Origin of the sequence: Streptomyces sp. NBC_01622, assembly GCF_045209635.1 — a bacterium.
In the GTDB taxonomy this organism is placed as follows: domain Bacteria; phylum Actinomycetota; class Actinomycetes; order Streptomycetales; family Streptomycetaceae; genus Streptomyces.
Genome location: NZ_CP109293.1, coordinates 274342 through 301164, shown reverse-complemented (window position 1 = coordinate 301164; position 26823 = coordinate 274342). Strand labels below are relative to the sequence as shown.

The window sequence follows — 26823 nt, the reverse complement described above, 5'->3', positions numbered from 1 at the left end:
CATGATATGGCAACAAGGGGCCTGGACCATTTCTTCTGTGCCTGCCTACTTGGCCAAACGACTCGGCTACTACGCCCTGTTGCTCCTGGCCGCCGTCTGCCTCTCCTACCTGCTGGCCTCGCTCGCGCTCCACCCGCGCGAGTACTACGCCGGCCGGCAGCCGCCCATCCCCGCGGCCTCGGTGAACCACCATCTCGACGAGATCGGCGTCAACGACCGCACCCCGCTGCCGACCCGCTTCCTGCGCTGGCTCGGGCACGCGGTACGCGGCGACCTCGGCGAGACCATCGACGGCACCTCCGTGGACGCCGAGTTCGGCCGCCGACTCGGCGTCAGCCTGCGGCTGTTGCTCGCCGGGACCGTGTTCGGAACCGTCGTAGGGGTGCTCGTCGGGGCCTGGACGGCGGTGCGGCAGTACAGGTTCAGCGACCGGGCCGTCACCCTCGCCTCCTTCGCGCTGCTCTCGACTCCCGTGTTCCTGCTGGCGATTCTTCTCAAGACCGGCGCGATCTGGTTCAACCAGTCGACGGGCACGGACCTGATCCAGTTCACGGGAGAGAAGAGCCCCGGCGTGACCGGCGGCCCCTGGACGATCCTCAAGGACCGGAGCGTGCACCTGCTCCTGCCCACCCTCTCCGTCGCCCTCTTCGCCGTCGCGAGCTACAGCCGCTACCAGCGCAACACGATGCTCGACGTCCTCGGCTCGGACTATCTGCGCACCGCGCGGGCCAAGGGCCTCGCCCGCCGCACGGTCTTCCTCAAGCACGGACTGCGGACGGCCCTCATCCCCATGTCGACCTACTTCTCCTACGGCTTCCTCGCACTGTTCACCGGCGCCATCTTCACGGAGACGATCTTCGGCTGGCACGGCATGGGGGAGTGGTTCATCGCGTCCATCGGCAAGAACGACGTGAACTCCGTGGTCGCCGTGAACCTCTTCGCCGCCGTCACCGTGCTGCTCTCCGGCTTCCTCGCCGACCTCCTGCACGCCGCGCTCGACCCGCGCATCCGGCAGGCGTCATGACCACGACCGTCATCGCCGAAGAGGTACCAGTGGCCGCTCCGCCCGCCGGCCGCGCCACCGTCGTCCTGCGCCGCTTCCTGCGCAACCGCGCCGCCCTCGGCGGAGCCGTCGTCCTGGTGCTGCTGTTCCTGCTGGCCTTCGTCGGGCCCTACGCCACCAAGTGGTCCTACAGCCACATCGACTACACCGCGCTGCGGGTCGCACCCGGCGCCGACCACTGGTGGGGCACCAACCGCATCGGCCAGGACGTGTTCGCGCAGACCGTGCGCGGCCTGCAGAAGTCCCTCGTCATCGGACTGCTCGTCGCGGTGCTGTCCACCGGGCTCGCCTCGCTCGTCGGCGCCTGCGCCGGATACTTCGGCGGCTGGACCGACCGGCTCCTCATGTTCCTCGTGGACCTGCTGCTGGTCTTCCCCTCCTTCCTGATCATCGCGATCGTCTCGCCCCGGCTGAACTCGAGCGGCTGGTTCGCCCTGGTGGCGCTGCTGGGACTCTTCGCCTGGATGATCACCGCCCGGGTCGTGCGGTCCATGACGCTCTCCCTCAAGGAGCGCGAATTCGTGCGCGCAGCGCGGTACATGGGCGTCGGACCCTTCCGGATCATCTGGCGGCACGTGCTGCCCAACGTCGCCTCCTTCCTCATCATCGACGCGACCATCCAGGTCGGCGGCGCCGTGATGAGCGAGACCGCGCTGTCGTACTTCGGCTTCGGCGTCCAGCCGCCCGACGTGTCGCTCGGCACGCTGATCGCCGACGGGACGAGCGCCGCGGTCACCTACCCCTGGATGTTCTTCTTCGCGGCCGGGCTCCTGGTCGTCTTCGTGCTGGCGGTGAACCTGGTGGGCGACGGGCTGCGGGACGCGCTGGACCCCACCTCGAAAGGGGCCTCCCGGTGAGCCCGATCCTCCAAGTGACCGATCTGGACGTCGACTTCGACGGACGGCCCGCCGTACGCGGGGTCGGTCTCACCCTCGAACGCGGTGAAGTCCTCGGCCTCGTCGGCGAGTCGGGCTCCGGCAAGTCCGCGACCGCGCTCGCGGTTCTCGGACTGCTCCCGGGCAACGCGGAAGTGCGCGGATCCGTACGCCTCGACGGGCAGGAACTCGTCGGCGCCCCGGAGCGGCAGCTCACCCGAATCCGCGGCAGCCGCGTCTCCATGGTCTTCCAGGACCCGCTGTCCGCGTTCACGCCCGTGTACCGGATCGGCGACCAGATCGCCGAGGCCGTACGCGCCCACCAGGACGTCTCCCGCGAACAGGCACGGCAACGAGCGGTCGAACTGCTCGACCTCGTCGGGATCCCCGAACCCGCCCTGCGCGCAAGGGCGTTCCCGCACGAGTTCTCCGGCGGCATGCGCCAGCGCGCGATGATCGCCGTGGCGATGGCCAACGACCCCGACATCATCCTCGCCGACGAGCCGACCACCGCCCTCGACGTCACCATCCAGGCCCAGGTGCTCGACGTCCTGTGCACCGCGCAACGCGAGACCGGAGCAGCGCTGCTCCTGGTCAGCCATGACCTCGGAGTCATCGCCGGGACGGCCGACCGGGTCGCCGTGATGCACGAGGGACGGGTCGTCGAGTCGGGCACGGCCGTCGACGTCTTCGAGCGGCCCCAGGAGCCGTATACGAAAAGGCTGTTGGCCGCCGTGCCCCGGATGGACACCCCGCGCGCACCCCAACCACCCACCGGCGGAACGGTGTTGAAGGTACGCGGACTCACCAGGACCTTCCCCCTCCTGAAGGGAACCGCCTTCAAGCGCCGCACCGGCTCCGTGTACGCCGTCGACGGCGTCGACCTCGACATCCGGCGCGGCGAAACGCTCGCGCTCGTCGGTGAATCGGGGTCCGGGAAGTCGACGACGCTCTTCGAACTGCTCGAACTGGCCCCGCCGGAAGGCGGATCGATCGAGCTGTTCGGCAACGACCTCGCCGGGCTCGGGAAGGCGGAGGCGAAGTCCCTGCGCCGCCGTGTCCAGATCGTCTTCCAGGACCCGATGGCCTCCCTCGACCCTCGGATGCCCGTCGGGGACATCGTCGCCGAGCCGCTGCGCACCCAGGGCGCCGACCGGGCGACGATCGGCCGCCGCGTGCCTCAACTCCTCACCCAGGTCGGCCTGGACCCGGCCCATGCGGAGCGCTACCCGCACGAGTTCTCCGGCGGTCAGCGGCAGCGCGTCGGCATCGCCCGCGCGCTGTCCGTCGAACCCGAACTGCTCGTCCTCGACGAACCGGTCTCCGCCCTCGACGTCTCCGTCCAGGCCGGAGTGCTCAGCCTGCTGCAACGCCTCAAGGAAGAACTGGGCCTCGCCTATCTCTTCGTCTCCCACGACCTCTCCGTCGTGCGGAACATCGCCGACCGCGTGAGCGTGGTGTACCTCGGACGCACGGTCGAGGCGGGCCCCGTGGACGAGGTCTTCGAGCGCCCCCGACACCCTTACACCCAGGCTCTTCTCTCCGCCGTACCCCTGCCGGACCCGGCCCGCGAGCGAGCACGGCAGCGGTCGCGCATCCTGCTCGCCGGGGACCCGCCGAGCCCGACGCGACGCTACGACGGCTGCCGGTTCCGGGCCCGCTGCCCGCTCCGTCCGGACCTGGGGGAGAGGGAGCGGAAACGGTGCGAGCAGGAGGCGCCGGTGTTCGACGGGGACGGGGCGGCCTGCCACTTTCCGCGGGTACGGGAGGTCGTCTAGGTGTCAGCCCTCGGTCAAGCTGCGATCGGACCCACGATGAGCCCGGAATTCCTCTGGTACATCCCCAACACCGTTGAGCCGGGCCACCGCGGCGACGACACGACAGCCGGCTGGGGCTCCATCGAGTACTCCACCGACCTCGCCCGCACCGCGGAGCGGCACGGCTGGGGCGGTGCGCTCCTCGGCACCGGGTGGGGGCGCCCGGACACCTTCACCGTCGCCACCGCGCTGGCCGCCAGGACCACCACCTTCAAGCCCCTGATCGCGGTCCGTCCTGGATACTGGCAGCCGGCCCAATTCGCCGTCGCGGCAGCCACCTTGGACCAGCTCAGCCGCGGCCGGGTCCTGGTCAACATCGTCAGCGGCCTCGACAACCTGGCCGCCTACGGCGACACCCGCAGCGATCCGGCCCAACGGTACGCGCGCACCGAGGAGTTCCTGCATCTCGTACGACGGCTGTGGACCGAGGAGGACGTGACGTTCGCCGGTGAGCACTTCCAGGTGAGCGGGTCCACGGCGGCGCCCCGCCCCTGGACGACGGCCGACAGAGCGCATCCGACGCTGTACTTCGGAGGCGCGTCCGAGGCCGCCGAGCGGGTGTCGGCCGCCGAGGCGGACGTGCAGCTCTTCTGGGGCGAGCCGCTCGCCGCGCTCGCCGAACGCATCGACCGGCTCAGGAAGTTGAGCGACCAGGTCGGCCGTCGGCACCGGCCGCTGGAGTTCGGCCTGCGGATCACCACCGTGGTGCGCGGGACAACGGAAGAGGCATGGCGGGCGGCCGAGGAGAGGGTCGCGCGCATGGCGGCCGGTCCGAGTGACGAGTTGACCTGGACGGGGAACCGGAAGACGGCCGTCGGACAGCAGCGGCTCTACGACCTCGCCGCCCGGGGCGAGGTCCTCGACACCTGCCTGTACACCACGCCGGGGACGGTCGGCGGCGGGGGAGCGGCGACGACCTGGCTGGTCGGCTCCGCCGCCGACGTGGCCACGGCGCTGGACGACTACCGCCAGCTCGGCATCACGCACTTCGTCCTCTCCGACACGCCCTACAAGCAGGAGATCGTCCGCATCGGAGACCAACTCCTGCCCCGGCTAGGGTGATTGGGGGTGCTGTCGAACGCCGCGCTCGTCATCATCGGCGGACTCCCCGTCGGGTACGACCTGGCCGAGGAGCACCTCCGGCAAGGGCTCACGGTGATCGCGGAGTCGGTCAATCCGCTGGCCGTCACCCGGGACAGCTGGCGCGACGTGGGGGCCAGGGCGGGTGTGCCGACCGCAGAGGTCGAAGTCATCTGCTCGGATCCGGCCGAGCACCGACACCGCGTGACCTCCCGCTCGGTCGACATTCCCGGTCTGCCGCTTCCGGACCGGGAGCAGGTCCACCGATGCGACTACGAACCCTGGAACCGTGAACACATCACCCTCGACATCGCCGGAGCCGTGCCACAGGAGTCGCTCAACTCCCTTCTCCACCAACTGGATTCATTTCGACCAGGACCCCACTATCTGACGGTCCGTGACTTCCCGGCGCGCGGCCCTCGCGGCCTCGACCTCACCGGTGCTGTTCAGCCACTCCTCCGTCCGCGCGCTCAACGACCATCCGTGCAATGTCGCCGACCCGGTCCTGGAGTTGCTGCGGGACAACGGCGGTGTCATCCAGCTCACCTTCGTCCCGTACTTCATCTCGGCCGAAGTCGCCGCGTGGGCACAGGAGTCGCAGGCCGAACGCGAACGTCTCGGGCTGCCCTCCCCGCCCTGGACCTGGCCGCGCGCACCACGCCCGGGCGAGGAACCGGCCCATGTGGCCAAGGAGTTCGAGGCCGGCTTCGCGGCGACGGCCGACGACGACCGGCTGCGCCGGTGGACCGAGCAACACCCGCGCCCCGAGGTGACGGTGGCCCAGGTCGCCGATCACGTCGAGCACGCCCGCGAGGTGGCCGGCCGCGACCACATCGGCCTCGGCGGCGACTACGACGGCGTCGACCACCAGCCCACCGGCCTCGCCGACGTCTCCGGCTACCCGGTGCTGCTACGCGAACTCGCCGACCGCGGCTGGTCCCGGTCCGACCTGGAGGCCCTGACCGTCCGCAACGTGCTGCGCGTCCTGCACGAGGCCGAGCACCGAGCGACCGAACCGCTGTGGTCGACGGCTCCGTTGCGGTGAGTCCACGATGAGCCGCGCACGCCGATGGGCCGACGCGCCGGCCCGGTGGACGCCGGGTCTGCTCGCGGTCGGCTGCTGCCTGGGAGGACTTCCGCTGCCCCAGGTCTCCGCCGACGAGGAGACGACGGAGCGAACACCGGAGCCGTACGACGGACTGCCGTACGGCCACCCGGAGTGCCTCGCCGCGCACATCCCGCCGACGGACGTGGAACGAGAGCGCTGTGGTCCGCCCTGAATCTGAAGGTCTGAGCAGGGTTCTGAGGTCTGAGGTCTGACCAGGATTCCGCGGTCCGCCAGCGCCGGGGGAAGGGGAGACTCGGGGCGGGCGGCTCCCGACGGCGGTCAGTCCTGCGCCGGCGCCGGTCCTGAGACGTCGGCTGTCTCCCCGCGCCCGTCGCCGGCGAACGCCGGCTCGGGGGCCGGGGACGACGGCGTTTCGGGTGCGGTGCGCGGCTGACGGCGCGAGAGCCCCACCCCGAGCAGGCACAGCGCACCCCCGGCGAGCGCCAGGCCGGAGGGGAACTCTCCCAGCGTGGGCCAGGCCAGCAGCACGGTGAGGGCGGGCACGATGTACGTCACCGCTCCCAGCCGCCCCGCCGGCATGTGCGCCAGCGCGTACGACCAGGTCCAGAACGCCAACGCCGTAGGAAGCAGCCCCAGATACACCACGCCTGCCCAGACCCCGGGCGAGGCGTCGCCCAGATCCGCGACGAGTTGTCCCGCGAAGGGCAGGCAGGCGACGGCACCGATCGTGCTCGCGTAGGCGGTGACCTGCAACGGTGACGCGTGGGAGAGCGCGGGCTTCTGGAAGATGACGCCGACGGCGTGACCCGCCGCCGCTGCCAGGCAGAGCAGCACACCGAGCACGGCCGAATCGCCGCCCCCGCTGGAAGCCCCCGCCAGCGCCGCGCCCACGAACGCCACCGCGAGGCCGATGAGCAGGGGACGCGGGAACCCCTCGTGCAGCAGGAACCCGGCGAGCAGTGCCACCAGCAGCGGACCGGCGCCGATGAGCAGGGCCGCCGTCCCCGCGTCCGTGTGCTGCTCGCCCCAGTTCAGCGCCACCATGTACAGCCCGAACCAGAACACGCCCATGCCGGCGATCCCGGGCCACGCGGCACGCGGCGGCAGCCCCTCGCGGCGGAACGCCAAGACGGCGAGGAGCGCGACGGAACCGATGAGGAGACGGCCGAGCGCGAGGGGGCCGGGTCGCACGCTCTCGCCGATGTGGCGGATCGCCACGAACGCCGAGGCCCACAACACCATGGTGAGTACTGCGGCGGCCAACGCGCTGGGCGGTGTCTTCGCGGTGGCCGGGGACGTCTCATGTTGTGCCATCGGGCAACTCCCTATTCGCTCCGCGCAGGACGCGGCGGAGAATCTTTCCTGTGCTGTTGCGGGGCAACGCGTCGATGAACTCGACGTCCTCGGGGACCTTGTACCAAGTGAGCTTCGCCGCGGTGGTCGAGCGGATCGTGGCCGCCAGCGTGGCGAGCCGGTTCACTCCGGGCTCGGCGACGACGTAGGCGCGCAGGCTTGTCGTCCCGTCGGCCCGGCGCACCGAGCAGACGGCGGCCTCGCGCACCCCGGCGATTCCGGTGATCAGGTCCTCGACCTCGATGGGGTGGACGTTGGCCCCGGCGACGATCTCGATGTCGTCGACCCGCCCGAGCAGCCACACCAGCCCCTTGGCGTCCACACGTGCGGAGTCCCCGGTGGCGAACCACTCGTCCGGGCCGATCCGGTGCGGCGGCAGGCCGCCCCGCTTCACACCGGGGCCGATGCCGGGGCCGGAGATCTGCAACTGCCCGACCTCGCCCTCCGGCACGGCCTCGCCCGCATCGTCGACGACCCGCACCCGGTACGGCGCGAGGATCCGGCCCAGGCTGTACGGGTGGATCTCGTCCGGGCCGTTGGCCAGGACGGCGTGCCCGATCTCGCTGGTCCCGCAGATGTTCAGCAGCCGCGGTCCGAGGACGCGGCGCAGCCTGTCCTCCAGCGGCCGGGGCAGCGTCTCCCCGGCGACCAGAGCCAGCCGCAACCGGCCCAGCAGGCCGGCGACTTGAGGGCGGGCGAGGAGCCGGGCGTAGAAGCTGGGCTGGGCGTAGAAGACGCTCACGCCGTGGCGTTCCAGGAGCTGCGGGACGTTCGTCTCGTCCGCGCGCTGCGGGGACAGGACGACCGCGGCGCCGCGCTGCAGCGGGAGCAGGACCGAGTTGCCCAGCCCGTAGGCGAAGTACATGCGCGACACGGAGTAGCAGACCTCGCCCTGGCGGAGCGCGAGGACACCGCCGATCGCCCGGTCGAAGTGCAGGGCGTCACCGTGGTCGTGGAAGCAGAGGCGAGGTGCGCCCGTGGTGCCGGAGGTGAACACGGCGAAGGCGGGGGCATCGGACGACAGCGGCTCCGGAGCATCGTCGCCGGCGGGGTCGTAGACCTCCGTCAGTTCCCTCGGCGTCACGCCCCGGCCGCGGAACTCCGCGCGGAGCGACGCGTCGGCGACGACCAGGGAGGCCTCGGCGATCTCCTCGCTGGAGCGCAACTCGTCGGCGTGGAAGAAGGTGTTGACCGGCACGGCCACGGCGCCGATGCGCAGGACGGCCAGGAACGTCACCACGAAGGCGACACTGTCGGGCAGCGCCAGCAGCACCCGGTCCCCGCGCTGGACCCCAAGTTCCCGCAGGGCAGCGGCAGTTCGGCGCACCTGCTCGTACACCTCGCCGTAGGAGTAGCGATGCGTGCCCTGGAGGTACGCGGTCCGACCGAGCCAGCCGCCCTGGCGCGCGAGGTCCTCCAGCCGTACGGACAGGTTGCCGGTGGCCGGGACGGTCTCTGCCGGAGCGGCGGGGAGGTCGGTCAGGATGTCCGTCACCTGCACACTCCCTCGATCTCGACCAGCAGGTCGGGCCGGCAGACCGCGACGTTGAAATAAGAGATGTCCGTGTCCGCGGGGAGCGTCGACTCGCAGATGTTCCGTACGACGGGCAGGTGCTCGGCGTCGCGTACATAGACCTTGACCTGGTCGAGGTCCTTGACGTCGTACCCGGCACCGTCCAGGCCGTGGGCCCGGAGGTTGTCGCCGCCGACGAGCGCCTCGATGTTGCGCAGCGTCTCCTCGGTCTGCAGGGCAACGTTGTCGACGTGCACCGTGTCGTCGCCCAGAATGCTGGCCGTGCCCGAGACGAAGAGGCTCCCCGTCCCGGACCCCGGCGCGCCGACGTCCTTCAGGAACGTGGCCCGGGCGAAGCTGGGCGACTTCGGCCCGTACTGGGAGGGGTACTTGTACGCGGGCGTCTGACGCGGGTTCTCCAGGTGTACGGCCCGCCCCGGCTTTGCGGCCAGGAAGCAGACGTCGACGCCCGGAGAGAGAGTCCCGATGCCGGTGGCTGCCGGGAGTTGGGGGAAGCGGTCGGCGAAGGCGGCGAACGCCTCCGCCCGGCCTATGCAGAAGTCGCGGTAGATCTCCAGGCCGTCCGTGTTCGGACTGGTGATGCCGCCGATGAGGTTCCACATGCGGACCAGGTCGGTGTAGCCGCGCTCCCAGGTGAACCGCAGGGCGTTCTCGTACAGTTCGCGCACCTGCGAGCGGTACACCGGTTGGGGGCCGAGGCGTACCGCGTAGAAGACGTGCTCGCCGTCCTCGGCGAAGACGGCGTCGCCGGCGACGCCGGTCCGCACCGGGAGGGCGGTCCGCCAGATCTCCTCGACGGGACGGACGTGCTCGTTGGTCATATGGGTGGTCAGGAGCGGAGTGGCGTCGTCCAGGGTGGCTTCGGCAGGGGCGTCCGTCAAGCGGATCCGCCCCAGGACGGTGCCGCGAGAAGCCACGAGCCCCTCCGGCGCGCCAACGGGAACCAGGTCGGACCAGAGGCCCTCTAAGCGTGCCTCGGGCTGACGGTTACTCATGAATCTCCTTGTCTCAGCCGCGGCCGTCCGGGGTATGACGGACACGGTCAACCGGCATGGGCTGCCCGGGTGTTGCGGGACGGTGAACAAAGCACCAGAGGGTTCGGCGCGAGTTCTGTTCCTGTTGAAGAATCTCCGGGGGCGGCCCTTGCCGGGCAGCCACAGACTTGCGCCAGGCACGATTACGAGGGGGAGACGAACCGTGAGCATCAGCGGCATAACGGACCTGCCGGACGTCCCGCAGGCGGGGACCGCGGCAGGCGACGTGTACACGCTCGCCCTACGGAGCGAGTACGTCGACCTCCAACGGTGCGTACGCGATCTCGGCATCTCCGAGACCGAGGCGGCCGCAGCCATCGACGACCTCCTGCGGCTGCGCCTCCTGCATCTGGTGCACGGCTGCACCTACGCCTACGTCGCCGTCAACCCGATGTCCGCCTCCCTGCAACTGCTCGCGATGCAGGACGAGGCGCTGCGCCAGCGGCAGCACGAACTGGAGCGGCTGCGCCAGCAGATGCACAGCCTGCTGCCGCTGTACCGGGCCAATTTCTCGGGCGAGCCACAGCATCCCCACGTGCAACGGGTCGAGGACCCGAGAGCCGCCCGGGGAATTCTCACCACGATCACGGTCGAGGCGAGACGGGAGATCCTGTTCTCCCTCCCCACCCAGGACCCCTGGGAAGAACCCGCCGACCTGGACCGCGGCGCGTGGCTGCGCAGCGCGGGGACACGTTCCGACCTCCTCAGGGTGCTGCTGCCGGAGTCGGCCAGGTTCGACGTACGGGTACGCGAGCGGGTCGAGACGCTGATCGCCGACGGAGGCCAGGTGCGCACGGCCGTCTCCCCTCCGGCGTGGCTACTGGTCGTCGACGCCGAGGTCGCCGTGGTCCCCGCCGTGGAGGGCCCGGGGCTCAGCGTCGTCCGCGAGCAGTCCGTCGTCGCGGCGCTACGGCACACCCTCACCGGCGCGTGGGACGAGGCACGGCCCTTCGACGGCAGCTACGACCACGACAGCGCCCGCTCCACCTCGGCCCTGATCGACGACGCGATTCTTCGCATGCTGCTCAACGGCCTGGAGGACAAGGTGATCGCCCGACGCCTGGACATCTCCCTGCGCACCTGCCAGCGACGCATCGCCGACCTCATGGACGCGCTCGGGGCCAGGACGCGTCTCCAGGCCGGCTATGTGCTCGGGCAGCGCGGACACGGCGAGGAACGGAAGGCGGCGTAGCCGGGGCCGAGAGCCCGTCACCACCCGACGGGCTCAGGGAGAGGAAGCGGATGAAGAGCACACGCGACACGGTGTACGACACCCTCAGTCAGCGCCTGACCTCCGGGTACTACCCGGCGGACGCCTCGCTCGTACCGCTCGCGCTGAGCGAGGAGTTCGCGGTCTCCCGCACCCCGGTGCGCGAGGCGCTGGTGCTGCTGGAGCGGGACGGGCTGCTGGTGTCCACCCGGCGCGGGTTCACGCTGCGCCTGCGCTCGGAGGAGGAGATGCTCGAACTCTTCGGGATCCGGGCGGCGTTGGACGCCACGGCCGCCGAATCGGCGGCGCTGCGCCGCAGCACGGTCGACATGGTGCGGCTGGACGCCCACCTCGACCACGGCCAGTCCCTGAACGAACCCGCGCACATCCGCCGCAGCCCGAACGACTGGCACGACGCGGTCCGGCAAGCCGCCCACAACGGCACCGTCGTCGCCCTCCTGCGGACCCTCGGCGCCCAGGTGAAGACGAGCGCGCCCCGGCGCACTCCCGAAGTGACCGACACCTCCACCGCCGCCTTCGCCGAACACCGCGCCATCACCGAGGCCATCCGATCCCGGGACGCCGAGGCGCCCGGGTTGCCATGCTCGCCCACCGCGGTCACGACATCGTTCGGGAGTTGCCCTGACATAGAGGTCAGGGCAGGTCGACGTCGTGGCGGGGCGCCGACCAGTTCCCGGAACACCGCGGCCGAACCGACGCCGTGTTCGAGGTGCCGCTGCCGGATCCAGGCGCCGTCGTAGCCCAACCGCTCGCCGTACTCGAAGAGTTGGAGGGTCTCCTCCAGGCCGGTGTAAGGGTCGTCGTCGGCGAAGTTGCCCGGGGTGAGGAAGGCGAGGGAGGTGATGGTCATGCGGTCTGCGTCCTCAGGTCGTGGTCATCGCGGCGGCCGGGGATCGCCGCGAGCAGCTGGCGGGTGTACTCGTGGCGGGGGTGTGTGAACAGGTCGTCGGGGGCACCTGTCTCGACGATGCGGCCCGCCCGCATGACGGCGACTTCGTGCGCTATCTGCCGTACGACGGCCAGGTCGTGCGAGATGAACAGGTACGCCACTCCGGTGTCGGCCTGCAACTCAGCCAGCAGGTCCAGGACTTGGGCCTGCACGGAGACGTCGAGCGCGGACACCGGCTCGTCGCACACCACCAGGTCGGGGGAGAGGGCGAGAGCCCGCGCGATCGCGACGCGCTGCCGCTGCCCGCCCGAGAGTTCCGCCGGGCGGCGGTTCAGGGTGGCGGCGGGCAGGGCGACCCGGTCGAGGAGTTCCCGAGCCCGGTCCAGCCGGGAGGCGCGGTCGCCCACCTTGAAGGCGCGCAGCGGTTCGGTGATCACCTCGCCGATGGAGAACCTCGGGTCCAGCGAGGCATACGGGTTCTGGTAGACGAGCTGGGCGCGTCGGCGCAGGTGCCTGGCCTGTGCGCCCCGGGCGGCGGTGACGTCGGTGCCGTCGAACAGGATGTGTCCGGCGCTCGCGTCGGTGAGGCGGAGCACCAGGCGGGCGGTGGTGGACTTGCCCGAGCCGGATTCACCCACCAGGGCCAGGATTCGGCCGCGGTGGAGGGTGAGGCTGACGTCATCGACGGCACGCAGCGTGCGGGACTCGCCGTCCGCGCGGGGCAGTCTGAACTCCTTGACGGCGTTGCGGAGTTCGACCAGCGGTGTCGTGCCGGTGGCCGGGGGTGCGGTGGCCTTGGTGCGGGGGATCGCGGTCGTCAGGCTCGGCGCGCTGGCCAACAGCCGCCTGGTGTACTCGTGTTGGGGATCGGCGAGGACCTCACGGGTCGCTCCGGCCTCGACCACGCGCCCCTGGGACATGACGACGAGATGCTGTGCCCGGTCGGCGGCCACGCCGAGATCGTGGGTCACCAGCAAGATCGCGGTGCCCAATTCCTCGGTGAGGCCCTGGAGATGGTCGAGGATGACGCGTTGCACCGTGACGTCGAGCGCGCTGGTCGGCTCGTCGGCGACGATCAGCCTCGGCCGCGCGGCGATGGCGATCGCGATCAGGGCGCGTTGCCGCATGCCGCCGGAGAGTTCGTGCGGGTACTGCCGGGCACGGGTGGCCGCGTCCGGCAGCCCGGCCCGTTGCAGGATGTCGATCGCCTCCGACAGCGCGGAGCGGCGGGTCGCCAGACCGTGGATGCGCAGCACCTCGGCGATCTGTTCACCGATGCGTTTGACCGGATTGAGGGACACCGACGGGTCCTGGGGCACCAGGCCGATCTGCGCGCCGCGCACTGTGCGCAGCTCCGCCTCGCTCAGCGCCGTGAGGTCGTGTCGGCCGAAGCGGATCGTGCCCGCGTGGATCGTGGCGTTGGCGGCCAGGAGCCGGGTGATCGAATGCGCGGTGGTGCTCTTGCCGGACCCGGACTCGCCGACCACCGCGGTCACTTCGCCCGGGCGTACGTCGAGATCGACGTCCCGCACGGCCGCTACGGTGCCGCCGCGGGTGCGGTACGACACGGACAGGCCGCGTATCTCCAGTGTGGCGTCCTGGCCGGGGTCCGGGTCAGTGCTCGGTGTCGTGCTCAAGTCCTCATCCGTTCCAGGTGTGTTCGGCGGGCGCTCGCTCATGACTGCCGGGACCATTCGCCGTCCAGCGCGCGTGCGATGCGGTTGGTGGCCAGCACGGTCGCCGCGATCGCGAGCCCGGGCAGCGCCGTCAACCACCAGGCGTTGGCGAGGTAGTTGCGGCCGTCGGAGATCAACGTGCCCCACTCCGGTGCCGGTGGCGGGGCGCCGTAGCCGAGGAAGCTCAGGGCCGACACGGCGAGGATCGAGGAGCCGAAGTCGAGGGTCGCCAGGACGATCACCGGACCCGCCGCGTTGGGCAGCACATGTCGGCCCAGCACCGAGTACCAGCGGGCCCCGCACGAGCGCGAGGCCTCGACGAAGACCGCCTGGCGCACCCGCAGCACCTCGGCCCGAGTGACCCGCGCGAAGCTCGCCACGCTGGCGATGCCGACCGCGACCGCCACCTTGACCGTGCCGTAGCCGAGCGCGGTGACCAGGGCCAGGGAGAGGAACAGTGCCGGGATGGAGAGGAGTACGTCGACGAAGCGCATCAGTACGTCGTCGATCCAGCGGCCCACGAAGCCGGCGACCAGTCCGATGAGACTGCCCACCACGAAGGCGACCGCGACCGCGATGAGGGTAGCCTTCAGGGAGAGTTGGGCACCGTGGACAACTCGCGAGAGCACATCGCGGCCCAGTTCGTCCGTGCCGAACCAGTGCGCGCCGCTCGGGCCCCGGAAGTTCTGCGACGGTACGCCCGTCAGCGGGTCGCGCGAGGTGAACAGGCCGGGCCAGAACGACGCCAGCACCACCAGGACGAGGACCAGGACCGACAGCAGCAGCCCGGGGCGGCGCACCACGAACCGCAGGACCCGGCGCGCGTCGACTCGGCTCGCCGGCCCGGGGCCGGCCCCCGGTTCGACCGGCCGCGCGATGCCGAGCGCGGCATCGGCGGCGGTGTCGTCGACAAGACCCTGACTCATGCGGCCACCGCCTTCCGGCCCGAGGCCACCACGATCCGCGGATCGAGCAGCGGATAGACGAGGTCGACGAGCAGGTTCGTCAGCACGAAGATCAGCGCCCCGAACACCACCACGCCCTGGACCAGTGGGATGTCCTGGGCCGTGACCGCGGCGGCCGTCACCCGGCCGAGGCCGTCACGCGAGAACACCGTCTCGACGACCACCGAACCGGCGATCAACTGCCCCACCAGCAGGCCGACCACGGTCAGCGCGGGCAGGGACGCGTTGCGCAGGGCGTGCCGCAGATGGACCCGCCACCGCCCGGCACCCTTGGCACGCGCGGTCTCCACATAGGCCTGGTCCAGCGCGGTGAGCAGGCTCTTGGCCAGCACCTGCGCCACCTGCGCGCCGGTCGGGATCGCCAGCGTCAGCGCCGGCAGGATCAGCCCCCGCAGCCCGTCGTTGCCGAAGGCGGGGAACCAGTGCAGGCGGAAGGAGAACGACTCGACAAGCAGCAGCCCCACCCAGAACGTCGGGACCGACACCCCCAACGGCGGCAGGGACAGCAGCAGTTGACGCAGCCATCGGCGGGAGGTGTAGGTCGCCACGACCGCCAGTCCACCGCCGAGGAGCACGGCGAGGAGCAGTGCGGCACCGGTCAGCTGGAGGGTCTGCGGCAGCGCGTCGGCCAGCGTCGAGGACACCGGCCGACCGGTGGAGACCGAGTCGCCGAAGTCCCCGCGCACCGCCCGGCCGAGATAGTCGGCGTACTGCACCAGAATCGGCTTGTCGAAGCCGTACTCGTGGCGCAGCGCGGCCAGTTGGGCCGGGTCGACCGTCCCGGAGTCCATTCCGGCACTGGCCATCGCCGTGACCGGATCGCCCGGCAGGAAGTCGAGGACCAGGAAGGACACCGTGTAGGCGGCCCACAGCACCCCGACCGCCTGGGCGAGCCGTTTGATCGCGTAGCGGCGCATGCGTCAGCCGATCCAGGTGTCGTGCAGCTGGATCCGGCTGGAGGCGTCGAAGTTGAGGTTGTGCACCTTCTTCGCCACGCCGATCTGGGTCTGGAGTTCCACCACCGGCACGTCGTAGGCGTTCCGCACGATCAACTGCTGGGCCTGCTCCACCAGTTGGCCGCGCCTGGTGGTGTCCGTGGTCGCCGCCTGCCCGGTCAGCGCGGTGTCCAGCGGGGTCGCGGGAAGGCGGTAGAAGTTGGCCAGCTTGGTGGAGAAGGAACTGCGCAGGATGTCCGGGTCCGCGCGGGTCACGTTGCTCCATGCCGCGTCGTAGTCGCCGGACTGAAGTGTCGGGGCGAGCTGGGTGACCTGGAGCTGCTTGAGCGTCAGGCCGACGCCGACAGCCTTGAGTTGCTGCTGGATCAGCTCCAACGCGGGCTGGTTCGTGGCCGAGTTGGGAATCCAGTCGACCGCGAGGCTCAGCTTCTTGCCGTCCTTCGTCCGGATGCCGTCGCTGCCGACCTTCCAACCGGCCGCGTCCAGCAGGGACTTCGCCTTGGTCGCATCGGTTGTCAGGTCCGAGGACAGGTCGGCGTAGTCGGGTGTGGTGTGTGCCAGGACGCTGGTCGCGGGCCGGGTCCCGGTCGGGAACACCGTGTCGGTGATCTGCTTGCGGTCGATGGCGAACCCGATGGCCTGGCGCACCCGCGCGTCCTTCAGAACCGGCCGCGAGTTGTTGAAGGCCAGGCCGAACACCACGCCCGGATTGGCCCGCCGCTGAAGGGTGACCTGACCGCCCTTGAGAGCCGCCTCGTTGGCCTTGCCGACGCTGCTGATCGCGTCCACCTGACCCGACTGGAGGCTGCCGGCCCGAACTCCCGCCTCGGGTACGACCTTGAAGACCACCTTGTCGAGATAGGCCTCGCCGCTCTTGGTCCACCGTGGGGAACCCCAGGCATAGCCGGTGCGCTTGACGAGCGTGATCGACTGGTTCTGTACGTACTGCTTCAGCACGAAGGGCCCAGAGCCGACCACCCCCTGGCTGCACTTCTCCTGCGGCGACTTCTTCGCACTCGCCGACGACTCGATGCCCAGCGAGTGCGTCGAAGTGGCTTGCAGGAACTGGGCGTTGGGCTGCTGGAAGGTCACCTTGACGGTGAGCGGATCGACCACGGTCGTGCTCTTCACGCCACTCAGATAGCCCTCGGCGAGGGTCCCCAGCGCGCCGAGCTTCGGCACCGCGTCGAAGTTGTCCTTGACCACCTGAGCGGTCAGCTTGGACCCGTCGCTGAAGGTGACACCCGATCTGAGATGGAAGGTGAACGTCGTCGCGTCGGAGCTGATGTCCCAGCTCTTCGCCAGCCACGGCACGATCCTGCCGGTCTCGGGGTCCTGGTCCGTGAGGGAGTCCACGATCTGGCGCACCGAGTAGATGGTGTCGTTGCTGGCCACCTGCTGCGGGTCCACGCAGCCGGCGTCGGAGCCCACCGCGAAGGTCAGGGTGCCACCGGACCTGGCCTGTCCGCCGCCGGCGTCGGAGCCTCCGCCACCCGATCCGCAGGCGGTCAGTAGGAAACTGGTGGTCAGAAGGGCGGCCGTAGCCGCTCGTCGAGTGGTTCGGGAGACCGGATGTGCTGTCACGGAGAGGTGCTCCTACTCGTGTCACCGCGTGCACACGGACCTGCGCGGACCGTGGCTGGACGCGGACGGTGCCGACCCCGGCGGGGGCGGGACTCATGAAGCGTGGAAAACGCGTCGACCTGCGCGGGGCACACCCGCGCACATGTCGACCCGTGGGAGAAGGGGGGAAGAGGCCCGTGCGAGACGGGCGACCACAGCTGTCAGCTTCGAAGGCCGGACAGATGTCAGCCCTGAAGGCCGGACTCGGTCAGCTGTGACACAGACAGCTGGTGAAGCGCTGCAGGTCGATGTGGCGCCGGCGCGAGAGCCGGGAGAAAACGACGGCGTCGTGACAGGAGGCACTCGGGCCGTAGCTGTTGAGCACGCCGTCCTCCATATCCGGGACCCCGGTCACGGGGTCGCGCGTTCGCAGAGCCATCAGCGTCCCCGCCGGGCGTTCGCCCTGAGCGCCCCACTGCGTCGGGGGGTTGCCGGTCAGCCGACCGGGATTTGACGCTGACACTCAATGCCGCTGTTGATCGTATGGAGCCGTGTCGCCGTGCGTCAATGCCGGGGCAGAGGTGCGGAGTCGGCGAGGTCGTCACCGCAGCCTCACCGGCACCTTCCCTCACAGAGCAGGTGCCCGGTGTGTCGGCTAGGCTGCCGCACCGGCCCGGAACCGTCCGGCTGCGGATCGCACTGCGCCCGGCCGACCGGATTCCGTGGCTGTTCTCCCGGCGTGATCTCCGCCCTCCCTCACTCGGCCGCGAGGCGTTCATCGCCCCGCACGGCGGCCTTCACCACCCCGGCTCGAACCGGGGTTCCTGTCACACCTCACACCGAACTGCCGCCTGCCGTCTGCCAGTTCCAGCCGAGCCGTTCGCGGTCGGCCCCCACGTCACGACGAACCAAGGACCCGCCATGCAGCGATACATCCTCACCGGTGCGCCCGGCGCCGGAAAGACCACGATCCTCCGTCGGCTGAGGGCGGACGGGTTCGACGTCGTCGAGGAGGCGGCCACCGCGGTCATCGCGGGCGAGCAGGCCGAGGGGGACGCCGAGCCCTGGACCCGGCCGGCCTTCGTCGAGAAGGTGGTCGACTTGCAGCGCCGACGACAAATGAAGTCCGCGACGCGAAACGTGACCCACCAGATCTACGATCGATCCCCGGTCTGCACGCACGCCCTCACCAGGTACTTGGGCCGCCCCGCTCCGACGCCGCTCCTCGGCGAGATCGAACGGATCACCCGCGACCGGATCTACGAACCGCAGGTCTTCTTCGTCCGCAACATCGGATTCTGCGAACCCACCGACGCCCGCCGGATCAGCTTCCAGGAGTCGCTGGTGTTCGAGCGGATCCACGAAGAGAGCTATCGGCGGTTCGGCTACGACCTCGTGGAGGTGCCGGCCGGTGACGTGGCCGACCGAGTGGCGTTGATCGCGGACACCATCGCCCGACTCACCGTCCGAGGCACGTGACCGCGGGGCCCGATCGGCGGCTCCGGGAGGGTCCGGCCACCGCGGCGGGCGATGTCCGTGGTCGTCTCACCGCTCGGGACGCGTGGTGGACGCACCTTCCCGGGTGTGCTTTGATCCGGCCATGGACACCACTGGCCAGGCACACACGGTGCTGCTCGACCCTTTCTGGGTGAGCCGCCGCGCCGACCAGTTCTGTCGTTGACCTTCGCGCGACGACCTCGACCTCGCCCCTTCCTCCCTCCGCCCGCTCTCGGCGCATCCCCCGGGTCTGTCGTCAATCGAACGTCCCTGTACGACAGTTGACGCGCGCACCGCCGTGTCCGGGTCTGCTGCCGCCGCGAAGGAACCCATGGCACAGCCCACCGCCCTCCCCGTCATCGACATCTCCCGCTTCCGGGATCCCGGTACCGACCGTGCCGCCTTCCTGGGCGAACTCCGGTCCGCCGCCCACGAAGTGGGGTTCTTCTACGTCACCGGACACGGCGTTCCCGTATCCGTGCGGGACGAGATCCTGCACGCGGCCCGCTCCTTCTTCGCACTGCCGGACGAACAGCGGCTGGAGATCGAGAACGTCAACTCGCCCCAGTTCCGCGGCTACACACGCACCGGCACCGAGTACACGGCGGGCAGCGCCGACTGGCGCGAACAGATCGACATCGCGCGGAACGGGAGGCGATCCCCACCGGACCGGGCGATCCCGACTACCTCCGGCTCGTCGGCCCCAACCAATGGCCGTCCGCGCTCCCGGAGTTGCGGGACATCGTGCTGCGCTGGCAGGCGGAGGCGCTAAGGGTGAGCCGCGAGGTCCTGCGCGCCCTCGCTGCCGCGCTCGGGCAGGACGAGCGCTACTTCGACCAGTGGTTCGACGACGAGGCGGCAGTACACGTGAAGATCGTGCACTATCCGCCGCGTGCCGCCGAGACCGCCGATCAAGGGGTTGGCGCGCACAAGGACTACGGATATCTCGCCCTGTTGCAGCAGGACGAGGTCGGCGGACTCCAGGTGCGGAGTGAGGACGGCGAATGGATCGACGCCGTACCGGTGCCCGGCGCCTTCGTGTTCAACATCGGCGAGATGCTGGAGATCGCCACCCAGGGCTATCTGAAAGCCACTCAGCACCGGGTCGTCAGCCCGCGGTCGGGCGTTCACCGGAACTCCATCCCGTTCTTCCTCGGCCCGCGCTTCGACGCCGTGGTGCAGCCGCTCCAACTGCCGCCGGAACTGGCGGCGTTGAGCCGCGGAGTCACCGAGGATCCCGACAACCCGCTCCTCGCCGCCTTCGGGGAGAACGCCGTGATCGGCTGGCTCCGCTCGCACCCGAGGTTCGCCGAACGCTGGTGGTCCGACGTCCTGGCCCACAGCTGCCGGGGACGTTGAACGAGTCCCACGCACCCGCACCCGTCGTAGAAGAAGGAGAACGTCATGACCACCGTCGCCCGTCTCGACATCCTCAGGGCGGGGCCCCGCTTCGGCGCCGAAGTCGCCGGCGTCGATCTGACCGCGCCCGTCGACGAGAGCACCGCCGAGGAACTGCGCCGGGCCTTCCGGGAACACAAGGTCCTCGTGTTCCGCGGCCAGCATCTGACGCCCGATCAGCAGGTCGCGGCCGTCAGCCTGTTCGCGCGGCCCTTCGACCACCCGACCGCCGTGAAGCACCCGGCCAACCCGCTGGTCTACCCGTACAACGTCAAGCAGACCGGCAAGGCCAGCACCTGGCACATCGGCGGGCTGTGGCGCGAGCCCGTGTTCGCCATCGAGTCCCTGACCTACGAGGTGGTGCCGGAGTTGGGCGGCCACACTCTGTGGGCGGACCTCCAGGCCGCGTACGACGACCTGTCCGAGCCGTTCAAGGTGCTGCTGGAGTCGGTCGGAGCCCTCTACAACGGCAACGCCGAGAACTACGCGCAGGGCAGCAAGAAGGACGCTCCCGGCGAACCCGTCGAGCATCCGGTCGTCCTCACCCACCCCACCACCGGGCGCAAGGGTCTCTTCATCAGCAGCTCGGCGAAGCAGCTCACGGGCGTCACCCCGGCGGAGAGCAAGGTGCTGCTCGACCATCTGCTGCGCCACGCCTCCTCGCCGGACTACACGATCCGCTTCGGCTGGAAGCCCGGCGACTTCGTCCTCTGGGACAACCGGGCGACCTGGCACTACGCCGTCGACGACTACGGCGACGGAGAGCGCGTCTACCGCAAGGTCCTCGGTGTGGAGCCGGACGCGGGCGTCACGGAGCGGCACGCCTGAATGCTCCCGGGAGAGGACCGCGCCGCCCGTCGCGTACTGCTGGTGTGCCTGGCCGCAGGGGCAACCACCCTGCTGGACCAGGCAGTTCTGAACATCGCGGTCCCGAGCATGCGGCACTCGCTCGGGGCCGGCCAGCGGCTCGCCGCGCAGGGTGATCAACTCGCCGTCCACGGCGCGGGAGACGTCCAGGAGCGTGATCTCGTCGGCGGGCCGGCCGAGCCAGTACCCGCCCTCGCAGCCGCGCTGGCTGCGCACCAGACCGGCTCTGCGCAACTCACCCACCACGGACTTCAGGGACCGGAACGGGATCTGCTGCGAGGAGGCGATCGCCTCGCACGTGAGCGGACGGGCAGGTTCGCAGGCGAGCTCCAGCAGGGCCCGCGTGGCGTAGTCCGCCTTCGCGGAGATATGCATGCGCACACAACGCCCGGCGTGGACCCCGGCACGGCGACTTCCGCAGGCTCCCCGCACGGGATCGCCCGCCCATTCCCGCATACATTGCGGGAACATTGCCGCAGGTGAAGGACAATGGACACCTGTTGACATCCTTTTCGGGGCGGCTCTAGCGTCACCGACCATGAGCGAGCCGTTGACCACCCCCGGCGAGGGTTTCCACCCCCATCTCCACGACGCCGCAGGGCAGTCCGCGACCCCCCTGCGCACCCGCCTGCACCACATCCGCGCCGACGCCCTCGACGGCGACACGGCACAGAGCGGCGGCATGCGCAGGTTCGCAGCGGTGAGCGGGAGAACGGTCGGCTCCGAGAAACTGTGGATGGGCCAGACGCATGTCGCCCCCTCCACGGCCTCCTCCGACCACCACCACGGCGAATCCGAGACCGCGATCTACGTGGTCGGCGGACACCCCGAGTTCGTCTTCCTCGACGACGCGGGTCCGCGGCCGGAGGAGATCCGTCTGCGCACGTCCCCCGGCGACTACATCTTCGTCCCCCCGTTCGTCCCGCACCGCGAGGAGAACCCCGACCCGGCGGAGGAGGCCGTGGTCGTGATCGCCCGCAGCACCCAGGAGGCGATCGTGGTCAATCTTCCGGGGCTGTATGTGCTGGGCGCCGGGAGCTGAGGGTCAGCCAGGTGTGGTCCTGCGTTCATCGGCATTCAGACCGCGGAGCGTCCAAAGCCCGTACAGCGCCAGCAGCGGTTTGACGATCAGCCACTCGCCGGGTCGGTAGTCGTCCGCGCGCACGAGCCGCTTCGCGAGATCGGGGCGCTGCCGCCGCAGATACGCGCGGGCCTTGAGGGCGTGAGCCGGCTGGGAGGCGATCTTGATGCGGTCGGCGTTCTCGAGCAGTGGGATCACGTTGGTGACGTTCTCCCACGTCGTCCCGCTCTCCTCTTCGAGGAGCACTGTGCCGTCGAACTTGAGCACCGACCGCGCGTAGCCGGCCATCAACTGTGCCTCGGAGACACCACCGCTGGTCGTCGCACCGCCGCTGAAGATCACGCGGGTGTCGTGCGCGCCGTCATCGGTGACGGAGCGAATTCCGGCGCGGACTCGCCAGCGGTTGATGAGGTTCGCCGTCGGCTGGGGGTTCCGGTATCCCAGCACGACCACTGCCTCGACATCACCCCCGTTGTCTCCCACGAGAGTTCGAGACCAGCGCCGGTTCAGCCACTCGCCCCAGGCAAGGACCACTACTCCAGCCGCCGCCACGCCTGTCCTTTGTCGCATTCGGCGACTCTAGGTCACCCTGGTGGTCCCTGCCGTTCCGCAGAGAGGCATCCACCGTGTCCGACCGTCTCGACACCCAGATCCCCTACTGGGACGCCGCCGCTGCCACGAAGACTTTCACCCACCCGCTCCATCTGCCCTGGCTGGCGGGGATCAGCGGACAGGCCGCGATTCTCGACTACGGATGCGGCTACGGCCGTACGCTGGACGAACTCGAACAGCACGGTTTCCGCAATCTGACAGGCGCGGACATCTCACCGGCGATGATCGATCGGGCCCAACACCTGCACCCCGCCATGCACTTCACCACCCTGGACACACCCCCGGCCATGCCCTCCCCGGACGCCGACTTCGACGCGGTCCTGCTCTTCGCCGTACTGACCTGCGTCCCGGGCGACGAAGCCCAACGCCGGCTGATCGCCGAACTGCACCGCATCCTCAAGCCCGGCGGAATCCTCTACGTCAGCGACCTTCTGCTGCAGGACGACGAGCGCAACCGCAGCCGCTACGACGACTACGCCACCCTCAACGGCGGCCACGGCGACGTCAGTTACGGCGTGTTCCGGACCGGTGACGGCGCGGTGTGCCGCCATCACTCCCGTGAGTGGCTCACCACGCTGCTCGCCGACTTCGACGGCATCGGCACCCGGACCGTGACGGTGTCCACGATGAACGGCCATGAGTCGACGGGGATCCAGATCCTCGCCCGCAAGGCCGCCGTGACGTGAAGCCAGGTGGGATCAGGTTTCCTTTCCGGCTCGGGCGAGTGCCTCCTCGGCCTGTGCGGCAAGGGAGTTGACGAGGCCGGTGGCCGAGGGCAGGTCGTTGATGAGGTCGACGGCTTCGCCGGCCCACACGGGCAGGGCCGGTATGTCGCCCTGGGACAGGGCGACTTGGTAGGCGTGCCGGGCGTGGGGGTCGGTGGCGAGTTCCGTCTCCCGGTCGCGCCACCGGTCGAGGAACGGATGGCCGAGCGTGCGGGCGGTGTACTTCGCCGGCCAGCGGGAGCCTCGGGCGATGTCGAGGATCCTGTTGCGCTCGGTGTCCGCGCCGTGGCCCTGGACGATGGCCGTGCTGGTCGAGGGGGCGACCAGGGCTTCGGTGGTCGCCTGGAAGCGGGTGCCGACGAGTGCCCCGGCGGCTCCCAGGGCGAGAGCGGCGGCCAGCCCGCGGCCGTCGGCGATGCCACCGGCGGCGAGGACGGGTGTCGGAGCGGCCAGGTCGACGACGACCGGCACGAACGGCAGCGTGGAGCGACCGCGCCGGGCGCCGTGTCCGCCGCTCTCGGAACCCTGCGCCACGATCACGTCGGCGCCCAGGTCCACCGCCCGCCGGGCTTCCTCGAGATCGGTGACCTGAATGACAAGTGCCGTACCCGTACGGCGAATTCGCTCGGCGAACGGGCTCGGATCCCCGAAGGACAGCATCACCGCCCGGGGTTGGTGTTCCAGGGCGTGCTCCACCGCGGCGACATCTATCTGCCAGGTGAGGAAACCGATGCCCCACGGGTCCGTGGTGTTCTCGGTGACGATGGCCAACTCCCTTGCCAGCCAGTCGCGTTCGCCGTCGCCGCTGCCCAGCAGGCCGAGCCCGCCCCCACGGGAGACGGCCGCGGTCAGCGCACCACCTGCCGATCCGCCCATCGGCGCCAGGGCGATGGGGTGTCGCACTCCGAAGAGCTTCGTGAACGCCGTCGTCAAAGCCATGGCCCCCATCATCACCCGATGACCCTCTCGGGGTAATGAGCGGCTTGGCCACCTATCCGCCCCCTGATCTCGGCCGGGGAAGCCACGATCGTCCGCCTGCTTCTGTCGGCCGGTGCCTTCCCCGACACCGAGAGCGGGGCACACGGAGACGGTCGCTCTCCTCGAACCGTGACCGAGCCGGAGCTCTGTCCCGCCCGGCAGGGAGATCGACGGCCATGGCGGATACTCGGGTATGGCGGGGCACGTGGGTGCTGCGCGGGGTGGAGGTGCGCCGGCGTATGGAGATACCTTGGCGCGGCCTGCCCGGGCGGATTCCGGCGTGGTTGCGGGACCATGATCCGGGGCTCGCGGCGACGCGCAGGGCCGCACGCACCGCGCTGGTGATGCCCGCGTTGTTCGCCTTGTGCGGCCAACTGCTGAAATCCTCGACGATGGCGACCTACGCGGCGTTCGGGTCGTTCTCGATGCTCCTGTTGGTCGAGTTCAGCGGCCCGATGGTGCAGCGCCTGCGGGCGCACGTGGGGCTCGCGCTGGGCTGGGCGGCGCTCATCTGTCTCGGCACGCTGGTGGCGCGGACGACCTGGCTTGCAGTGGCCACCATGGTCGTAGTGGGCTTTCTGGTGCTCTTCTCGGGCGTGGTCAGCTCCGTCCTCGCGGGCGCCACGACCGCGCTGCTGCTGGCCTTCATCCTTCCCGTGACCTCGCCGGCCCCGCTGTCGCAGCTGCCCGACCGGCTCGCGGGAGCGGGTCTCGCCGCGGTCGCCGCCATGCTCGCGATCTCCCTGCTGTGGCCCCGGTCCACCGCGGACCCGCTCAGCGCGCCCGCCGCCCGGGTCTGCCGCGCGGCGGCGGCACAGGTGCGCACCGACGCCTCCTGGCTGGACGGCGGGCCGCAGGCGCCGACCGCCCGGCAGTGCGAGGCCGCCGCCGACCGGGCCACCGCCGCGGCGGCGGATCTGCGCACCGCCTTCGACGCCACGCCCTACCGGCCCACCGGTCTGTCCGTCGGCTCCCGCGCACTGGTCCGCCTGGTCGACGAACTCACCTGGCTCAGCGCCATCGTGGAGGACAGCGGTCCCGCCTCGGCCGAACGCCGGGTCTGCGACGCCGACGCACGCACCGTACGGCGGGCGGCGGCCACGGCCCTGGACGAGGCGGCCGTACTCCTCGACGCCCCGCGCGAAGCGCCCGACGCCCTGCGCGCCGCCCTGGTGAACCTGCGTGCGGCGATGGACGGCATGGAGGACGGCGCCACCCACCGACTGCCCGTCGAACAGCCGAAGCCGCGCACGGAGTCGGAGGTCCGCGCCTTCATCGAGACCCTCGATCTCTCCTTCCGCGCCCAGGAGTTGGGCTTCGCCACCGTGCAGATCGCCGGCAACGTGGATCTCGCCGCGGCTGCCGAGCGGCGCAGCTGGCCGGAGCGGCTGCTCGGCGGGGAACCGGGCGCACTGGCCCAGCCGCTGGGCTCGGCCGTCGAGCGCGCCGCCGCCCACCTGGAGCTGCGCTCGGTCTGGCTTCACAACAGCCTCCGGGGTGCGCTCGGTCTCGGAATCGCCGTGGCGCTGGCGAACGCGACAGGGGTCCAGCACTCCTTCTGGGTACTGCTCGGCACCCTGTCGGTGCTGCGCTCCAACGCGCTCAACACCGGGCAGAACGCGCTGCGGGCCTTGGGCGGCACCCTGGTCGGCTCGCTCGTGGGGGTCGGGCTGCTCCAGCTCATCGGCCACCACGGCACCCTGCTCTGGTTCCTGCTCCCCGTCGCCGTGCTCGTCGCCGGTATCGCCCCCGCCGCGATCTCCTTCGCGGCCGGACAGGCGGCCTTCACCGTCGCCCTGGTCATCCTGTTCAACATCGGCCAGGACCCCGACTGGCACATCGTGCTGCTGCGGATCCAGGACATCGCCCTGGGCTGCGCGGTGAGTGTGCTGGTGGGCCTGTTCTTCTGGCCGCGAGGCGCCGGGGCCGCCGTGGAGCGGGCGCTGTCCGCGGCGTACGACACCAGTGCCCGTTATCTCGCGGACGCGGTGGAGTACGCGGCCAGTCGCTGCAGCATCGGCTGCCTGCCGACCGACGCACCGCTGGAGGCGGGCCGACAGGCGGCCGCCGCGGCCCGCCGACTCGACGACGCCTTCCGCAGCTACCTCGCCGAACGGGGCGCCAAGCCGGTACGGCTCTCCGACATGACCACCCTGGTCACCGGGATCGTAGGACTGCGCCTCGCCGCGGACGCGGTGCTGGAACTGTGGCAGCGCAACGGCGGCGACGAACAGATCCAGCCCGACCGCTCCGAGGCCCGGCTGATCCTCCTCGACACCGTCGTCCGGCTCTCCGACTGGTACCGCGACCTGGCCGCCGGACTCGGTCAACACACCGCCGCACCGGACCCGTTGGCACTCAACACCGAGGAAGAAGCGCGCCTCGTCGACTCCCTGCGCCGCGACCTGCGCGACGACGACGGACGCGCCACGGCCACCGCCGTCCGCATCATCTGGACGGCGGACCACCTCAACGCGGCCCGCCGCCTCCAGTACGTCCTGACGGCGGCGGCGCAGCCGAGCGCTTCGGTCTGAGGCTGCGCCGCGTCCGCGATCCTGCC

Annotated in this window: 23 protein-coding genes, 2 pseudogenes and 1 riboswitch; of the genes and pseudogenes, 14 read left to right on the top strand and 11 right to left on the bottom strand. The window is 70.5% G+C overall.

Annotation, left to right across the window (positions count from 1 at the left end; all coding sequences use genetic code 11):
* Positions 1-37 precede the first annotated feature (37 nt).
* The 6 genes from OH768_RS01370 (at position 38) to OH768_RS01345 (ending at position 6115) form a co-directional block, all read left to right on the top strand.
* Entirely contained in the window at positions 38-1024 is a 987-nt protein-coding gene (locus OH768_RS01370; protein WP_406449122.1) for an ABC transporter permease, read from the top strand.
* Positions 1021-1920, top strand: coding sequence for an ABC transporter permease (locus OH768_RS01365; RefSeq protein WP_406449120.1), 900 nt, complete (start codon positions 1021-1023; stop codon positions 1918-1920). Before OH768_RS01370 ends, OH768_RS01365 begins: the two co-directional genes overlap by 4 nt.
* Positions 1917-3716, top strand: a complete 1800-nt coding sequence (locus OH768_RS01360; RefSeq protein WP_406449118.1) for a dipeptide ABC transporter ATP-binding protein — start codon at positions 1917-1919, stop codon at positions 3714-3716. Before OH768_RS01365 ends, OH768_RS01360 begins: the two co-directional genes overlap by 4 nt.
* 36 nt (positions 3717-3752) lie before the next feature.
* Positions 3753-4817: an LLM class flavin-dependent oxidoreductase gene (locus OH768_RS01355; protein ID WP_406449116.1), complete on the top strand. Its 1065-nt coding sequence runs from the start codon at positions 3753-3755 to the stop codon at positions 4815-4817.
* Between the two features lie 415 nt (positions 4818-5232).
* Positions 5233-5880 (top strand): dipeptidase, encoded by a 648-nt coding sequence (locus OH768_RS01350; RefSeq protein ID WP_406449114.1) that lies wholly within the window; start codon positions 5233-5235, stop codon positions 5878-5880.
* A 7-nt stretch (positions 5881-5887) separates the two neighbouring features.
* Positions 5888-6115, top strand: coding sequence for a hypothetical protein (locus tag OH768_RS01345; RefSeq protein WP_406449112.1), 228 nt, complete (start codon positions 5888-5890; stop codon positions 6113-6115).
* A 107-nt stretch (positions 6116-6222) separates the two neighbouring features.
* Here the strand turns inward: OH768_RS01345 and OH768_RS01340 are convergent, their stop codons facing one another.
* From OH768_RS01340 to OH768_RS01330, 3 genes are read right to left on the bottom strand one after another with little or no spacing between them, the layout of a single operon-like run.
* Complete coding sequence (locus tag OH768_RS01340; RefSeq protein WP_406449110.1) at positions 6223-7218, bottom strand: DMT family transporter; 996 nt, start codon at positions 7216-7218, stop codon at positions 6223-6225.
* On the bottom strand, positions 7205-8752 hold the full coding sequence (locus tag OH768_RS01335) for a class I adenylate-forming enzyme family protein (protein WP_406449108.1): 1548 nt from the start codon (positions 8750-8752) through the stop codon (positions 7205-7207). Before OH768_RS01335 ends, OH768_RS01340 begins: the two co-directional genes overlap by 14 nt.
* Entirely contained in the window at positions 8749-9786 is a 1038-nt protein-coding gene (locus OH768_RS01330) for an FkbO/Hyg5 family chorismatase (RefSeq protein WP_406449106.1), read from the bottom strand. The genes OH768_RS01335 and OH768_RS01330 overlap by 4 nt, the downstream gene beginning before the upstream one ends.
* 202 nt (positions 9787-9988) lie before the next feature.
* On the opposite strand from OH768_RS01330, the gene OH768_RS01325 reads away from it, so the two are divergent.
* A complete protein-coding gene (locus tag OH768_RS01325; protein WP_406449104.1) occupies positions 9989-11017 on the top strand; it encodes a LuxR family transcriptional regulator in 1029 nt (342 codons plus the stop codon).
* A gap of 50 nt (positions 11018-11067) precedes the next feature.
* Positions 11068-11796, top strand: coding sequence for a GntR family transcriptional regulator (locus OH768_RS01320; protein WP_406449102.1), 729 nt, complete (start codon positions 11068-11070; stop codon positions 11794-11796).
* A 106-nt stretch (positions 11797-11902) separates the two neighbouring features.
* Here the strand turns inward: OH768_RS01320 and OH768_RS01315 are convergent, their stop codons facing one another.
* The 5 genes from OH768_RS01315 to OH768_RS01295 all read right to left on the bottom strand — a co-directional run bounded on the left by OH768_RS01315 (position 11903) and on the right by OH768_RS01295 (position 17502).
* Positions 11903-13639, bottom strand: a complete 1737-nt coding sequence (locus OH768_RS01315) for a dipeptide ABC transporter ATP-binding protein (protein ID WP_406449100.1) — start codon at positions 13637-13639, stop codon at positions 11903-11905.
* Entirely contained in the window at positions 13621-14547 is a 927-nt protein-coding gene (locus tag OH768_RS01310) for an ABC transporter permease (protein ID WP_406449098.1), read from the bottom strand. The genes OH768_RS01315 and OH768_RS01310 overlap by 19 nt, the downstream gene beginning before the upstream one ends.
* On the bottom strand, positions 14544-15503 hold the full coding sequence (locus OH768_RS01305) for an ABC transporter permease (protein WP_406449096.1): 960 nt from the start codon (positions 15501-15503) through the stop codon (positions 14544-14546). The genes OH768_RS01310 and OH768_RS01305 overlap by 4 nt, the downstream gene beginning before the upstream one ends.
* A 3-nt stretch (positions 15504-15506) precedes the next feature.
* Positions 15507-17126, bottom strand: coding sequence for an ABC transporter substrate-binding protein (locus OH768_RS01300; protein WP_406449094.1), 1620 nt, complete (start codon positions 17124-17126; stop codon positions 15507-15509).
* Between the two features lie 247 nt (positions 17127-17373).
* The gene (locus tag OH768_RS01295; RefSeq protein ID WP_406465095.1) at positions 17374-17502 is read right to left on the bottom strand and encodes a putative leader peptide; all 129 of its coding nucleotides are present in this window, start codon (positions 17500-17502) and stop codon (positions 17374-17376) included.
* 21 nt (positions 17503-17523) lie between these two features.
* Positions 17524-17636: riboswitch (SAM riboswitch) on the bottom strand.
* 390 nt (positions 17637-18026) lie between these two features.
* Here OH768_RS01295 and OH768_RS01290 point away from each other — a divergent pair.
* The 3 genes and pseudogenes from OH768_RS01290 (at position 18027) to OH768_RS01280 (ending at position 20828) form a co-directional block, all read left to right on the top strand.
* Entirely contained in the window at positions 18027-18584 is a 558-nt protein-coding gene (locus OH768_RS01290; protein WP_406449092.1) for an AAA family ATPase, read from the top strand.
* Positions 18585-18933: 349 nt separating this feature from the next.
* Positions 18934-19961 (top strand): annotated as a pseudogene (locus OH768_RS01285) (isopenicillin N synthase family dioxygenase).
* A 45-nt stretch (positions 19962-20006) separates the two neighbouring features.
* A complete protein-coding gene (locus tag OH768_RS01280) occupies positions 20007-20828 on the top strand; it encodes a TauD/TfdA dioxygenase family protein (RefSeq protein WP_406449090.1) in 822 nt (273 codons plus the stop codon).
* Positions 20829-20954: 126 nt separating this feature from the next.
* On the opposite strand, the pseudogene OH768_RS01275 reads toward OH768_RS01280, so the two are convergent.
* Positions 20955-21242: pseudogene (locus OH768_RS01275) on the bottom strand (RrF2 family transcriptional regulator); the annotation flags it as partial.
* A gap of 163 nt (positions 21243-21405) precedes the next feature.
* On the opposite strand from OH768_RS01275, the gene OH768_RS01270 reads away from it, so the two are divergent.
* Positions 21406-21909, top strand: coding sequence for a cupin domain-containing protein (locus OH768_RS01270; protein ID WP_406449088.1), 504 nt, complete (start codon positions 21406-21408; stop codon positions 21907-21909).
* A gap of 3 nt (positions 21910-21912) precedes the next feature.
* Here OH768_RS01270 and OH768_RS01265 read toward each other — a convergent pair whose 3' ends face one another.
* Entirely contained in the window at positions 21913-22518 is a 606-nt protein-coding gene (locus OH768_RS01265; protein ID WP_406449086.1) for a YdcF family protein, read from the bottom strand.
* Between the two features lie 56 nt (positions 22519-22574).
* Here OH768_RS01265 and OH768_RS01260 point away from each other — a divergent pair, with 56 nt between their 5' ends.
* Complete coding sequence (locus tag OH768_RS01260) at positions 22575-23246, top strand: class I SAM-dependent methyltransferase (protein ID WP_406449084.1); 672 nt, start codon at positions 22575-22577, stop codon at positions 23244-23246.
* Positions 23247-23258: 12 nt separating this feature from the next.
* Here the strand turns inward: OH768_RS01260 and OH768_RS01255 are convergent, their stop codons facing one another.
* The gene (locus OH768_RS01255; protein WP_406449082.1) at positions 23259-24224 is read right to left on the bottom strand and encodes an NAD(P)H-dependent flavin oxidoreductase; all 966 of its coding nucleotides are present in this window, start codon (positions 24222-24224) and stop codon (positions 23259-23261) included.
* A 215-nt stretch (positions 24225-24439) separates the two neighbouring features.
* Between OH768_RS01255 and OH768_RS01250 the strand changes: the two genes are divergently transcribed.
* Positions 24440-26797, top strand: coding sequence for an FUSC family protein (locus tag OH768_RS01250; RefSeq protein ID WP_406449080.1), 2358 nt, complete (start codon positions 24440-24442; stop codon positions 26795-26797).
* The last annotated feature ends 26 nt before the right edge of the window (positions 26798-26823 follow it).